Genomic DNA, 13596 nt, shown 5'->3' on the forward strand with positions numbered 1-13596 from the left:
AGTTTCTTCACTTAATTCAGTTTGAAAAGCAAATCCTTTAACGCCATTTTCTTTAAGTTTTGTACTGTTAACTAAATTAATTCTACTTAAATAATTTTTTCAGGAACTAATCTTACATGTTTAGACTTTATTTTTATGCTTTTTTCTTCGCATCCTGAGCTCTCGTTAGATCTTGGCCATAAAACTATTGCAGGAAACTCTTTGTTACTTATGAATAACTGTACCTTTATACTTTTCCCCAAAGTAAATATATGATAACTAACTATTTTTATCTATATATGTTTTAAGAGAGCCCTTATTCAGAAATCTCTTTTACTATTTTCTATGTTTCTTTTCTTTTTCCACTACTCCAGCCACTGATACTCACTCTAAATCCCACTTGATTAGTTTACTGTTTTTCCCAAGTCACAGTTACCCTAGTGGGGTGCTTGGGGTGCTTCACACCCCACTAGCTACCAATTTTACAAGTAAGAGTAAAATCTACAAATAATCAATTATTTATATAATATACTCTTCTATTTTTTGGGCAAGATGCAGTGGCAACGGCAACACTGTCTTCTGGGAAGTATACTGTAATGAAGCACTCCTTAAATCATGTACTGCTTTTAAATTTTCTACCACTCTTTCTTCACTTCTTTGAGATATAAATAAAGGATACAATTCTATAATGTTTCTATGAGAATATCTCTGGTCTTTTTCTGTTTTACTATGATCACCATTAAATGTATCTTTTTCACCTGACGTTTTATCATCTAGTGAATAAAAAACCTTATCATATTTAAATACTCCAGATATGCTCTTAAAATTATTACTATTTTTTTCTGAAATGGTAGGATAATAATCTGGCACCTCATCATTTACTCTTAAACGGATAATAGCTAATTTATCTATAGACTTTAAATCAATTTTTCCATTTATTTCATCATTAATATATAATTCATTAACTTGATTTTGTTCACTATCAAAAGCTTTTGATATCTCTGTATTAGCTAGCCCTTTTATTAATTTACGACTTGTTCCATCTGCTACAAACATAATTATATTATTGCCCTCATCACGAGCTATCCCATCTATACGTCTGGTTAATGCACTTAAAGATGGTTTGATACTTTTAGTGTTTCTTAGAGGTGCTTTTGAAAGTTCTTTTGATAACCCTAGTATTAACTTCCAATAAGGTATATCTATATTACCTACAAAATCGCAGTATGCTGACACGCAATTGTTCTCAAAATCACAAGTAATAATTATAGGAAATGGCTGTATATATGTTCCATAAATCGTATTCTTAAAATTACAAATATGGACACCTGTAACTTTTTTATTACTTAAAGTTTTATTTTTCGAAATATCGGAAAGCAAGCCAAGTTGTCTATAACCATCTAAAATAGCATGTTGTATATTAGTATTAACATAATAATTCTTACTCAATTTTCTTGGTTCTCTATCCGTTAGTCCTTCTTCATAAGCTTGAACTTTTTTATTATAAAAATCAATTTTCTTATTCCTTTCGTTTTCCGTATTACGATAGCCTTTAGGAGTTATAAATTGTGTTAATCTACCCATTCTAGCAAATCCAACCCTTAAAGCCTTTTTAGGATCCAATTTAGCATCTGCCTTATTGTTATTATCTACAAATTCTTCCTTATTCCCTAAGACTACAAAACTAATAGTAGGCCCTTTAGCACAATTAAGTTTTTCTTCTATTTCTTCTATTCTTCTTTCAAATCCCTTTAAATTGATTTTTATTTTCTCATTTTCTAAAATTAATTTATCACTTAGATGTTCTAATTCACAACAAGAAATACTACTATTAGAACCCTCTAAGTGATTCTCTAATTTCCCTAAAAGTGCATTTTTTAAATCTTCTTGTCCATCGTTATACCATATTTCTATACTTAATTTTTCTTTACCTAATGCTCCATCTAAAATCTTCAGAAAATTATTTTTATCTTTTAATAAGAAATATTCATTAAAAAAAGGTGTAGGCTTATTGGAACCACTTACTCTTGTTGCTAACACTGTATTTTTTTCAGATAAAAAAGTTAACTGTTCTATTAAAATTTCAAATAAAGTCTTATAATCTTTAAAAGGCATGCCTGAGTCAGAATTGTGTTCAATATCGTTAATGCCATATTCAAACGGCATATAAACATCTTTTCTATTACCTGTAATATATTTTTCTGGATATGTTATTACATCTTTAAACTCAGGTAATTTTTCTCCTAAATAGCATGCATTATAACATTTATAATCTGCATTTTGCCAAGTAAGTTTTTTCAATGTGTTTGAATATTTTACATTTATTCTTTGAAGTTTATGATCGTCCACTTTTATGTATGTAGCCTTTGTATCTGCTAAAAAAGGTGTTTTATGTGATTTATTTCTTGAAATCCACCGTCTAATTGAAAAGTCAATATTAAGATAGACCTCATTATATGGTGGTAATGTCTGAACCGAAAAAGTCATAACATAAGAACGATAATCTACGCGTTTTTCATCTGTAAACCTAATAGGGTTTGTAACTACCTCCTTATTGCTTGAATATAAGAAATCAACTCGTTGCCCCAAAAACTCTATTTCTTTTCCAACCAATATATTAACTACTTTGAGTGGTAAAATAGCATACCCTCTAGAATCTAAGACTTTTCCATTTTCAAACAACACTACATCATCACAGCTACTAACTGATTGAAAATCCAGTATACTTATTTCATCACTTATTTGTCGTGCTAATGCTTTTACATTCTCACTATTTATTCTTGCCCTCTCCAATTCAGTTTCATCAATATAAAATGCCTCAATCCATACCTTAAGGATATTTAAAACTCTCTGAACATCAATTTCTTCAAATGCTATTAGCCATTGTTTATCATCAGTATTGTTAGAAAGGCTTTTCATTTCTGTTACTCCCTTTAGGTGTGTAACAAACATTCTCTTAAGTGAATTCACTGGTAAATAATGAAACTGTTTATTAAACTTTATATTTGAATTTTCTTCAAGTTTTAATAGTTTCTCTTTTATAGTTTTAGGAAAAGCCAAAGAATAAATTTTTTCACTTACTTTTTCTTCAATTTTAATGTGCATAGGAAAAATCGTATTATAATCAGCATCTTTATGATTTATCATTTGAAATATTTCCTCCCTTTTTTAATGCTATATAGAATGGCTCATATAAAGTTCTAGCAATATTACCATAATCTTTATTTGACATTAATTCGTCTAAATATAAAATTAACTCATTCAGAAAATCATAGCTATTTTTATGCTTTGCTTTAAAAGCACCATCCAAGAAATATACTTTAAGCGGTTTACTTCTCATATGTACTTCATCACCCATTCTGTTCATTCTTCCAAAAATTTGTTGGATAATAACAAATAAAGTAGCTGTAACATCCTTTTGTAACTCTTTATCCAATTGACTTACTCCATATTTATTACTAGTTAACTTATTATATAGTGAGAATGCATCTTGTCTCATCTTTAGATAGGTTTCTAATCTATCTAAAGGTACCTCTTTGCTATATTTTGTCATGATATAACCATTTACTTTTTTTACATGTTGTTCATAATCTGTGGGGTCGCTCATTGGCCTTACTAAAAACATTAAAGTATCAAATTTTGAGTTGCCAAATTCATCAACAATATTATGTCCTCTTTCAACAGATACAGCCGGTGCAACTAGTATTTTATTATTAAATAATTTAACTTTGCTACGTTTAAGTCTATTTTCTCCAAGGCTTAAATCAGAATCAGACTTTAATGCTGTAACAATATCTTCATATCCACGAGTACTTAATAGTGTATTTAAATAAGTTGCTACTAAGTCAGCTTGCGTATACTTATTAACAATCATAAGTATAGTATCTTCATTTTTCAAACAGTCTATAATCTCTTCTAAACTCTCCACCAATAGTTTTTTAATATTATTAACTTTATACTCTTCATCTACCCCTGATACACATATAGAACTTTGGGTATATTGGAATACAGATCTAGAAATATATTCTCTCTTATGTTTTTCAGACTCAATAATATAGTTAACTGGTGAGTTTATATGATACATAAGTGACTTTGGTGCGAAACTTGTTCCTGACATTAATAGAACATTTGGCCCTAATGCATTACCATCTTTGTCTAGTTTAAGCCACGGAAATTTAAGTGCAAGTGCTCTACCTGTGGCAAATTGTTTGGTAATAAATAAATCTTCATCTTTAGTTTCAAATCCTAGTATATTACCAACTGGTGCAACTGGTAGCCATTTTTGATGTTCTTTAAAACTTTGATTCAATATATATTTTGATGATAATGGTAAGTTATTATTAGTTCTAACTAAATTTGAAAGTTTTCTATAAATTTGATCAAAGCTAATAAGCCTAATTATAAATTCAACTTTTCTTTCCGTAATTGTATCAAACCTATTGGTATTGCATTTTATTAATCGTAATTTGTACTCAAATGAGATTTCATTATTAAATGCTGAGGATAAAAGCATATTTTCTTCATCTGATAGTTGATTACCCATTAAATTATACAGGCTTTTCCATATATCCTTTGGTAGTTTAGCTTCTGTAACAAGTTCTGAATGCTTTTCGATATCAGGATTAAGAAGATTAAGTAACTGTAACGCTGTAAATTTTTTCAATCTTGTCTTCGAAAAACCCGTCTTAACTTCTTTAATTCTATTCCAAATTTCAGCTAGAGCTTTTGCCAAATCATTCATAGTCTCCACAAATTCTCTTTCTTCGGCTTCAAACTTTTGATTAATATCCCTATTAGTGTAATCTAATTGAATGCCAGTATTTAAACTAATGTATTCATTAACACCTATTCCTGGTGCAAATATTCCATCAAGCCTACAGAGTACATTGTCAGCCTCATCTATAATAACTAAGTCAACATTGTTAAGCACATGAGAAAATAATAACTCTCTTTCAGCTGTCATAGAGGTACTACATAATCCATCTATAGTTGTAACAATCACTTGAGATGAAAGTAAATTTTTATCTACTTTACTTTTAGGACATTTATAAAAAAATGGGCACAGAAAATTTTTATTGCTCGATAGTTTCCCACCTACAAATTTCTGTATTTTATAACAAGGTTCATTCCCATATTTAATAGCTTCATCATTTTCATCAATTAATGCACCCACAAAACAACCTGGTGTTAGTACCTCGGAATAATATTCACTTAAGAAATCTTGGTCTTCACTTGCAGCATTAATATGTCTCATTCTGCCTGAGCTTCCAATAACATTTACTACTTTAATACCTAGATTATTTAACAATTTGGCCTTATTTATACTTTCTATAACTGTGGGTTCAATTAAAACTATACGGTAATTTTTTTCAGCTAATAACACTGTAATAGCTTCAGCAAATGTTGATTTTCCAGATCCCACTTGGCCTATCATATGTGTTATTTTTGATAAAGCAATACAATTAGTACTATTTATTTTATTCTGTTGAACTCCTAAAATAGGGTTTTTAGTCAAGATTTTCTCTCTATACACATCTGAAGTTTTCTTTAATGTTTTATCTATTTTATTCGCAGTAGCAATGAGATCTTTACGCGTTACTAAGATGTCTCCCCCTATCTTATTTGTTCTATTAATTTTTTTTAATGGCTGTATATCTTTTGGGAAATTGATTTTTTTACTTTCATTTATACAATTAACATATCCATATTCGTCACCGTTAGAAATATCAATATAATTAATTGTTTTTTTTGTTCCAGCTATAGGTGTAGTTAAAAGAAGTTCATAATCCTTTTCTCTTTCAGTATATTGGTTAGGTAAACTATTCTTTTTTATTAACCTCCCGTTATTCATTTCATAAAGTCTAACTTCTGCATAACGATCACTCATATATTTTTTTAATGTATCCCTATAAACCTTAGATTGGTTCATGGTTTTCAGAATATTTTTTGCATTACTAATTAAAAAATCATTGTGATTAAATTCACTATTTTTAACTATTATATTTCTACTTCCTAATAACATATATAAATCATTTATAGAAAATGTCTCATTTATTTTTTGAGATAAATAAAATAAAATCTCTATTTGTGCAAAATTTGCAGCCCAATCTTCAATAATCTGTATGTTTTGTTTAAACGTCTTAACAATTTTATTCATCATTTCTATTTTTGTTCTCCCATCTTACTTTTTAATGCAACTTCTAATTCATTTAATTTCATGCAGTATATCATATTTTTACTACCAATACTTTTTCTAACACATTGCAAATATTTTTGACTACGTCTATTAGGTACAACATATATAATCTTTTCGGCACTACAATTTTCAGTTATCTTCTCCTCAATATCTGCTTGTATCCAATATGGATTCTCTACAACCTTAGCATCTATGAGCCATTCTGAACCATCCTTAAACATTATATTAAAATCCCATTCATCCATATTGGGCCATAAAATATATTCCAGCTTTTTTTTATTTAAAATAGTTTTAATTTGCATTTCAAGTTGTCCTGGATAATAAATATTGTGTGCTACTACCTCATTTAAAATCATTACTGAACTATCTATTTTAACACTTTTTACATTTATAAACCCTTTGCTGTGTTGGCTACAGTATTGAGAAACGCACCGTAAATCTTTCCCATCATTTTCTCTAATCACTAATCCACAACAAGGACATACTTTTATTTCTTTCGTACTTTCTGGCAATTTATTATAAGCCATATAACAAATATCGGGGAACCCTTTAATAAACCTTTGTTGTTCTTCTGTTTGTGAAAAGCGATCCACTACTATATAAGCATTCTCTTGTTGTGTTAAAAAAGACCTTATTTCCTCATACTCTAGTTGACCTTTATTAATCATTTCTAAATATAATTTTTGACCTTTATATTCCAATTCAGCATTATATTTATCTTTAGACTTAAAAAACTCCCTACGTTCTAATATTTCAAACGCTTCTGGTAATAAATGGTATGTATGATTGTTTCCTGTAGTAAGCAGTGCATCTAAATGATATAACCTTGAACTTTGTATATCTTGGCGAAATTTTTGGGGAAGCTTATCAAGCATATAAGATAGAGGTTTTTCAAATGTTGTAATCAACATGTTCTCATGGAAAGGGAATACATATTCATCGTTTGCTCCTAGAAGCCTATATTTCTCATTTAAATATGAAAATTTATCTAATGCTTTTTTTAATAGCGCACAATACACTCCTTCTTCATCACTATTTTTTTTTTTATATAAACCTAAGAGCGTCAAATCAAAAGCTAATGAAAAATCTTCAATAAAATTATTCAATGTTATCTACCTCCATATAATTGTAACTTCTCCGTCTTAACTTGCTATTTAAGAATTCTTATTATAGTAATCATAAATTTATATGATTTGTACTCTTAATACAGTGTACCTAAAATAGCATCAATAAAGCAAGAGTAGCCTGTACATAAACTTGTACAGGCTACTCATATAATGATTTTATCTTATTCACTTCTTCTTTAATTTCATTAATTAATTCTAATGGTTCTATAACCATAGCTCCACTTCCCAATTGTAATAGCCATCTACTTAGTCCTGTAGATGACTTTGCTATAAAACTAGCTATAAAATAACCATCTTTGTCATTAATTAATTCCACATCTTCACCAAGTTGATCTATAACTAAATCTAAGAGCTTCTTTTTAAATCTTACTGCAATTTTAATATCTTTACCCGAATACATATTAATGCATTTCTTAGCATATGCGGCAACATCAAATCCCTCTTTTAGTTCATCTATCTCTTTTAGGTTCCTTCTTGCTTCATCAAGCACTTCCACCATTTGCATTCTATCTATTCTATAATGAGTCATAGTGTCGTATTTATCTGAAGTGCAAATTAAATAATAACAATCATCTTTCAATATCATTGATATAGGGCTTACATTATATATCTTTAAACTACCATCCTGTGCCTTCATGGCTATATATTCTTTTCCAATATTATAGTGGTAGTAATTAAAACTTATTTTTTTATTTTCTATAACAGCTTCATTAATATTATTTATATTATAATATATTTGCTCATTTTTAGATTTTGACCTATTATCAACATATAATTGATCCTTTAGCCTGTTTGTCACATAATCGCTATTCAACTTCTTTAATTTACCAAATAGTTGATTTGTCTTTTTAAGTGTTATAAACTGGCAGGCTGTTATACAATCCATTAAGATTCTTATTTCGTGCTCCTCAAAGTCTCTTGACTGCAGAAAATACCCTTTTTTATTCTCACTATAATTACTTATGTCAAAACCCAATTCTAACAAAGTTTTTATGTACTCATACACAGTTCTTCTGTCTATTTCGTAACCTGTTACCTCCAAAATCCTCTTCTGAATATTCTGCATGCTTAATATATGTTCTTCATCTGTTTCTTGTTGAAGTATTTCTATTAATTTATAAAATTTATAAAACTTATTTACCACTTCATCACCTATTTCCAACATTTTAATTTTATTATATATTAACAGGATATATATATCAATTGATTATTTAATAACTACAGGGTTAAATCTCTCCTTTATTATAGATGCTATCAACAGCAATAATCCTCCCCATTACCTCCATAGAAAAACCCTCAATACTACTATCCTTATTAATACTTTTCCCAATCTCCGTCTCAGTTAAAGAACCTACTCTCTTAAGCTCCCGCCATAACCTATATTCTTCTTTAGACCTAATGCAAAGCTCCGTAACTATTTCAGCATTATTAAGTAAATATTCCGTAGTGTACATAACCATTACCACCTGATAGCCTTTAACTTCAATTCTCCTGTGAAGCTTCTTTCATTCTTCTATTTTAAAAACATAATAATCCTCTTCAGAATCACTAGGAATTTCTCTTATCTTATTTCTTTTCACAACCTTTATATCTACTATCTTTCCATAATAAAAAGTGCCAGCCTCCTATAATCACTATCTACCTCTTTTAAAAATGAGGTCTTTTCTCTAGCCATTTTATAGTATCCATACTAGTGTTCTTTAGGCTTTGATATTTACATACCCTACTATCCACTATTAGCTCATGATGAGGCTTTAATAGTACTATATTAATAGCCTTCATTAATTTATCATAAACATAGTTTAGTATGCAAACCACCTTCACAGTTTGTCATTTACTCTTTTTTCCAAGCCACTGTTACCCTACCCAATGAAGCAAAATTGCTATTTACCGTAATATAGTTTGTTTTTTTAGCATATTGTTATATAATATTATATAATAGTTTGAATTGGAGGTATTAGGTATGGAAAATGAAAGTAATAGAATGTATGATATTTTTTTGAATTGCTCTTATAGCCAATTAAAGAATTTATTTAAGACGGCAAAAAGCAAAGAAGAGCAGGATTTTTATATTGTTTTATCTAATATGGTTCTGCAAAGAGAACAAAAAAAGGTTATAGGTAACTAATTATGCCAACTTACACAATATTTGCAGGCGCTAACGGTGTTGGGAAAACATCAATTTATAAATCGATTTATTACAATGAAAATAAAGATGAAAAAAGAATAAATACTGATGAAATGGTAGCTCGTATAGGCTCATGGAAAGATAATAATCTTCAAATGGAATCTGCTAGAGAGGCCGTGAAACTAATAAAGATTTATATGTCAGAAAAAATATCTTTTAACCAAGAGACTACGTTATCTGGCAAAAGCATAATCAAAAACATAAAGATGGCAAAAGAAAATGGTTTCTATATAGTTATGAATTATATAGGAGTTGAAAATCCTCAAATTGCAAAGGATAGAGTTAAAATAAGAGTGAGTAAAGGCGGACATGGAATATCTGATGATACAATTGAAAGAAGGTATTATTCCTCACTAAAGAATTTAAAAGCAGTCATTGAAGTATGTGATGAAATCACCATATATGATAATACAGAAATATTTAAAGAGATAATTGATTTCAAGGATGGTAATCTAATTTGGAAAGATAAAAATATGCCAAACTGGACAAATAATCTGTTAGATAAATAGCTATTAAAACTTATAGTTTTAATAGCTATTTTTGCGTTCACTAATGCAATAATATAAACTATCATGGCAAACAAGACTTTATTACTCCCCCTCGACATAAACGCCACACTTAATACTAAAGCAATATTAAATCCCATAATCAGGCAATCACAATGAAAATTTCAGATTTAGTGGAGCACTATATTTTCTTATATTATGGCTATATTCTTCCTTCATATTCGTTTTTCAAAGCTATGAAGGTTGTTTTAAACTGGTACCTATAGACTAGACACTTAGAAAAAAAGTGTTTGAGCTGTAGGTACTTTTTTTGTATAATTAAATAAGTTTTACAACGAAAAAACCACTGAAAAATCTCAGGAGTATCCTTAATGGTTGTCCCCAAGTTTTTTTGTTTCCATTCTTTTAATAATCATAACTTTTTAGCACTACTTTGCATTCCTTAGCTCCACATCAGTTGTCCTTCATTTCCATAGCTACACATTCCCTTTCACCATACTAAATTTCAATGATGACATCACCATCTAAACATATAGCAAATCCATTTTCAATAAACAATCCTTCCTTCTTAAACCTTTCCATTAATTCAATCTCATTATGTTCTGTTAATAAAAATTTATCTAAGCTTTCACAATAAGCTTTATTTCCACGCAACCCTTCATCATCACAAAGACAACAAGATGGTTCATAGTTTTATAAAATGCCTCTTTTTCATTATTTCCATTAGAAATTCCTATAACCTGTAAGTTTTCTATATCTGGCACATCTGATTCTGAATTTGTCATAAATGTGTATCCTTCATCGGTTAGAAATATATAGTTATCCATACTATTCTCCTTGTCTTCAAATAATTGATCCGATCTTATCATAAAAGCATATATGGATCTTTTAAAGCATCTACTGCCAGCTTATTATTAGGTGTCGTTGTCTTTATCTCATTATTTTGCCTTTCAAATAAATTGCTTTCAATTTGATGCACTAAAGTATTTCTACTCCAACCATTCTCCATTATCTTATTAACATACCAAATTCTTTTATCTTTATCCTTAACTTTTTCTATTAATGTAATGTTATGATACCATATAATTTGTGCAAGTGCCTCTTGCACAAATTCACTCTTCTTATATTCTTCTGCAAATTTTCTCATATATTTTAAGTTTCTTGGTGAAAATCCCTTCAAATCTGGGAACTCATCTTTTACTTCTTTTGAAATATTGTCAATTATTTTAGCTCCCCAACCTTCTTTATCTTGATAAATTAAAATTGTGTTACCTATGTTCCAATATAATAGTAACAACTCTTTATTTAAAACCACCTTTTGCATAGACTTTTTAAATTTAGACAATTATAACATAAGCCAAGGACATTTTTAATATCCCTGGCTTATGTTAACGTTAATAAATTTTTGCTCAACTAATATATCTAAAACTTCTCCACCGCTACCACCCATTTTAGGTAATATCTTTTGAACAATGGAATAATCCATCAAAATTGTATTTTAAATCTACCTTGTTGAATTCAATGGTATTAGCTCTATCTAATACTTTTTTACTAAAAGGAAAGGTGGTCTCGTCCATATTTACAGCTACAAATTCATTGTCTAATTAATGTTCTAAAATAACTTCATCCTCTAATTGCTCATCTTCTGGTTTATCCTTTGATTTAGGAATAAGTTCAAGTATAAAAGCATCTATTTTATCACCTTTATAGAATTTCCCCAAAGTAGATATATGGTAATTAACTATTTTTATCTAGATATGTTTTAAGAGATCCCTTATTCAGAAATCTCTTCTACTATTTTCTATGTTTCTTTTCTTTTTCAACTACTCAAGCCACTGATACTCACTCTAAATCCCACTTAATCAGTTTACTGTTTTTCCCAAGTCACAGTTACCTTCCAATCAGTAACAGTTACACCAGGGATGCGACTTCGTTGCATATTGATTGTAGCTTGCAGCTTGCACAATCCATTTTTACATCACGCAAAATGTGGTCAAGCGCAGTTGTGATTTGATCATTTTTTTGTGCCAGCTTCACCAATTCACCGTAATTAAAATTTGGTAGCGTTACAAAAATGATCTGTACAGCAATTACCTCTCTATGAGCTTTATAGGCGTCTAAAAACAACCTAGCCACCTTAGAAAAGCTCAATCCCTCTTCCAAAGCGATCTTACTTACCCTAACAGGTTCATGATTGTTACTTGTAGAAATACGACTCATAAAACCTTTTGGGTTTACTTTATAGCGTGTATTTGCAAGGTGACGCATTGCATCATATATTGCATCACCTTTACCTAAAAGCTCATCATTAATTCGTAATAAGGTTATTCTGGCATAGGGTGTATCTGTGCTGATTTGGGACAAATCTTTCCCACAAAGTAGCGCGCTATCAGTTGGCACAAGCTCCTTAGATGAGGTTACTCCTAAAAAACTAACAGCTGGAAGTGTACCTGCACCAAGCTCATAAGACATCTCGGCGCGTAGCACAAGATTTTGTTTGCCTACATCTTGCCAAAGGTTGCCCTTTGTTTCAAGCCTTTGCCCTATTTCTTCATGCAATAGTTTTACAACATTTGATATCTGTTCATTATATATATTCATTATATTATTTTTGTGTTATGGCAATGGTCTACGCTTGTGTCCATCGTACCATTTGTTAATAAACGGTTGAATTTTTGATGATGCCTTCATATCTAAATTTAAAAAATAAACAATCAGACTCAGAAAAAACAGCACCAAAAATACGATTGACATAATGCTTATAGTCTTTAAAAAAATAGCCATAAAACAACCTCCTCATATTATTTAGATAAGCCTTTTTGACGTGCATATTCTGCTGCGCCAAGTGCACCCATAAGCTGTGGGTCTGTAGTAAGTTCTATTACTTTTAAGTGAAGTACTTGCTCAATGGCTTTTTTCAAACCACCATTTTTTGCACATCCTCCCGTTAGTGTAATACTACCTATAGCACCTGCTTTTTTTGCCATTACAAAGCAGCGTTTTGCCACAGCCATCTGAATACCAGCAGCGATTTCGTTCATCGGTTTATTTTCTCCAACAAGTGTAATAACTTCAGACTCTGCAAACACTGTGCACTGTGCCGTAATTGGAATTACATTTTTTGCTGTAAGTGATAGTTTTGAAAACTCAGGCAAAGTCATTTCAAAACTACGTGCCATAGCCTCATAAAAGCGGCCCGTACCAGCAGCGCATTTGTCATTCATTGCAAAGTTTATAACAGTGCCATCATTATCAATAGAAATGCCCTTTACATCCTGTCCACCTATATCAATGATAGCTTTTACATTAGGATCTGTAATATGGACTCCCATTGCATGACATGAAATTTCCGAGATATTTTCATCTGCAAACTGAACCTTATTTCTACCATATCCTGTGCCTATTAAATAACAAAGCTCCTTAGAAGTCTTAAGTCCAATATCCGTCAAAACTTCATCCATAGCAACCCTTGCAGACTGTTCAGCATTAATTTTACTGCGGATTGTAGTATCTGCTACAATCTTCCCATTTTCATCTAAAATCACTGCTTTTGTGTAGGTAGAACCTACATCGCAGCCACCAAAATACTTCATTTTACCG

General features: G+C 30.2%; 13 protein-coding genes and 1 pseudogene. 2 read left to right on the top strand and 12 right to left on the bottom strand.

Translation table 11 applies throughout. The features are described 5' to 3' along the window. Positions 1 to 498: 498 nt before the first annotated feature. The 7 genes and pseudogenes from ACREWB_RS19370 to ACREWB_RS19395 all read right to left on the bottom strand — a co-directional run bounded on the left by ACREWB_RS19370 (position 499) and on the right by ACREWB_RS19395 (position 9126). Complete coding sequence (locus ACREWB_RS19370; protein ID WP_431549108.1) at positions 499 to 3126, bottom strand: pPIWI_RE module domain-containing protein; 2628 nt, start codon at positions 3124 to 3126, stop codon at positions 499 to 501. Next, on the bottom strand, positions 3113 to 6139 hold the full coding sequence (locus ACREWB_RS19375; protein WP_431549109.1) for a pPIWI_RE_Z domain-containing protein: 3027 nt from the start codon (positions 6137 to 6139) through the stop codon (positions 3113 to 3115). The genes ACREWB_RS19370 and ACREWB_RS19375 overlap by 14 nt, the downstream gene beginning before the upstream one ends. 2 nt (positions 6140 to 6141) lie before the next feature. After that, on the bottom strand, positions 6142 to 7281 hold the full coding sequence (locus ACREWB_RS19380; RefSeq protein ID WP_431549110.1) for a restriction endonuclease-related protein: 1140 nt from the start codon (positions 7279 to 7281) through the stop codon (positions 6142 to 6144). 160 nt (positions 7282 to 7441) lie between these two features. Beyond that, the gene (locus ACREWB_RS19385; RefSeq protein WP_431549111.1) at positions 7442 to 8467 is read right to left on the bottom strand and encodes a helix-turn-helix transcriptional regulator; all 1026 of its coding nucleotides are present in this window, start codon (positions 8465 to 8467) and stop codon (positions 7442 to 7444) included. Between the two features lie 61 nt (positions 8468 to 8528). Then, positions 8529 to 8756 (bottom strand): hypothetical protein, encoded by a 228-nt coding sequence (locus ACREWB_RS19390; RefSeq protein WP_431549112.1) that lies wholly within the window; start codon positions 8754 to 8756, stop codon positions 8529 to 8531. A 51-nt stretch (positions 8757 to 8807) separates the two neighbouring features. Beyond that, positions 8808 to 8906 (bottom strand): annotated as a pseudogene (locus ACREWB_RS21810) (hypothetical protein); the annotation flags it as partial. A 43-nt stretch (positions 8907 to 8949) separates the two neighbouring features. Next, positions 8950 to 9126: a DUF2357 domain-containing protein gene (locus tag ACREWB_RS19395; RefSeq protein ID WP_431549113.1), complete on the bottom strand. Its 177-nt coding sequence runs from the start codon at positions 9124 to 9126 to the stop codon at positions 8950 to 8952. A gap of 139 nt (positions 9127 to 9265) precedes the next feature. Here ACREWB_RS19395 and ACREWB_RS19400 point away from each other — a divergent pair, with 139 nt between their 5' ends. Together ACREWB_RS19400 and ACREWB_RS19405 are read left to right on the top strand one after the other, a co-directional pair. Beyond that, on the top strand, positions 9266 to 9430 hold the full coding sequence (locus ACREWB_RS19400) for a hypothetical protein (RefSeq protein ID WP_431549114.1): 165 nt from the start codon (positions 9266 to 9268) through the stop codon (positions 9428 to 9430). Positions 9431 to 9432: 2 nt separating this feature from the next. Continuing rightward, complete coding sequence (locus ACREWB_RS19405; RefSeq protein ID WP_431549115.1) at positions 9433 to 9999, top strand: ATPase; 567 nt, start codon at positions 9433 to 9435, stop codon at positions 9997 to 9999. A 495-nt stretch (positions 10000 to 10494) separates the two neighbouring features. Here ACREWB_RS19405 and ACREWB_RS19410 read toward each other — a convergent pair whose 3' ends face one another. From ACREWB_RS19410 to ACREWB_RS19430, 5 genes are all read right to left on the bottom strand, one after another. Beyond that, entirely contained in the window at positions 10495 to 10650 is a 156-nt protein-coding gene (locus tag ACREWB_RS19410) for a hypothetical protein (RefSeq protein WP_431549116.1), read from the bottom strand. After that, positions 10617 to 10865 carry a hypothetical protein gene (locus ACREWB_RS19415; RefSeq protein WP_431549117.1) on the bottom strand — a complete coding sequence of 83 codons (249 nt, stop codon included), beginning with the start codon at positions 10863 to 10865 and terminating at the stop codon, positions 10617 to 10619. Before ACREWB_RS19415 ends, ACREWB_RS19410 begins: the two co-directional genes overlap by 34 nt. After that, a complete protein-coding gene (locus ACREWB_RS19420; protein WP_431549118.1) occupies positions 10862 to 11341 on the bottom strand; it encodes a DUF1016 N-terminal domain-containing protein in 480 nt (159 codons plus the stop codon). The genes ACREWB_RS19415 and ACREWB_RS19420 overlap by 4 nt, the downstream gene beginning before the upstream one ends. 566 nt (positions 11342 to 11907) lie before the next feature. Beyond that, positions 11908 to 12597: a hypothetical protein gene (locus ACREWB_RS19425; protein WP_431549119.1), complete on the bottom strand. Its 690-nt coding sequence runs from the start codon at positions 12595 to 12597 to the stop codon at positions 11908 to 11910. Positions 12598 to 12797: 200 nt separating this feature from the next. Further along, positions 12798 to 13589: an acyl-CoA dehydratase activase gene (locus ACREWB_RS19430; protein ID WP_431549120.1), complete on the bottom strand. Its 792-nt coding sequence runs from the start codon at positions 13587 to 13589 to the stop codon at positions 12798 to 12800. Positions 13590 to 13596: the final 7 nt, after the last annotated feature.

It is taken from the genome of Clostridium sp. (assembly GCF_050717635.1).
In the GTDB taxonomy this organism is placed as follows: Bacteria; Bacillota; Clostridia; order Clostridiales; family Clostridiaceae; genus Clostridium_AD.

What these genes read in the sequence shown, in the direction of transcription:
- ACREWB_RS19415 (WP_431549117.1), bottom strand. Translation starts at nt 10,865, where the DNA reads ATGATAAGATCGGATCAATTATTTGAAGACAAGGAGAATAGTATGGAT.
- ACREWB_RS19425 (WP_431549119.1), bottom strand. Translation starts at nt 12,597, where the DNA reads ATGAATATATATAATGAACAGATATCAAATGTTGTAAAACTATTGCAT.
- ACREWB_RS19370 (WP_431549108.1), bottom strand. Translation starts at nt 3,126, where the DNA reads ATGATAAATCATAAAGATGCTGATTATAATACGATTTTTCCTATGCAC.
- ACREWB_RS19400 (WP_431549114.1), top strand. Translation starts at nt 9,266, where the DNA reads ATGGAAAATGAAAGTAATAGAATGTATGATATTTTTTTGAATTGCTCT.
- ACREWB_RS19390 (WP_431549112.1), bottom strand. Translation starts at nt 8,756, where the DNA reads ATGTACACTACGGAATATTTACTTAATAATGCTGAAATAGTTACGGAG.
- ACREWB_RS19430 (WP_431549120.1), bottom strand. Translation starts at nt 13,589, where the DNA reads ATGAAGTATTTTGGTGGCTGCGATGTAGGTTCTACCTACACAAAAGCA.
- ACREWB_RS19385 (WP_431549111.1), bottom strand. Translation starts at nt 8,467, where the DNA reads ATGTTGGAAATAGGTGATGAAGTGGTAAATAAGTTTTATAAATTTTAT.
- ACREWB_RS19405 (WP_431549115.1), top strand. Translation starts at nt 9,433, where the DNA reads ATGCCAACTTACACAATATTTGCAGGCGCTAACGGTGTTGGGAAAACA.
- ACREWB_RS19375 (WP_431549109.1), bottom strand. Translation starts at nt 6,139, where the DNA reads ATGATGAATAAAATTGTTAAGACGTTTAAACAAAACATACAGATTATT.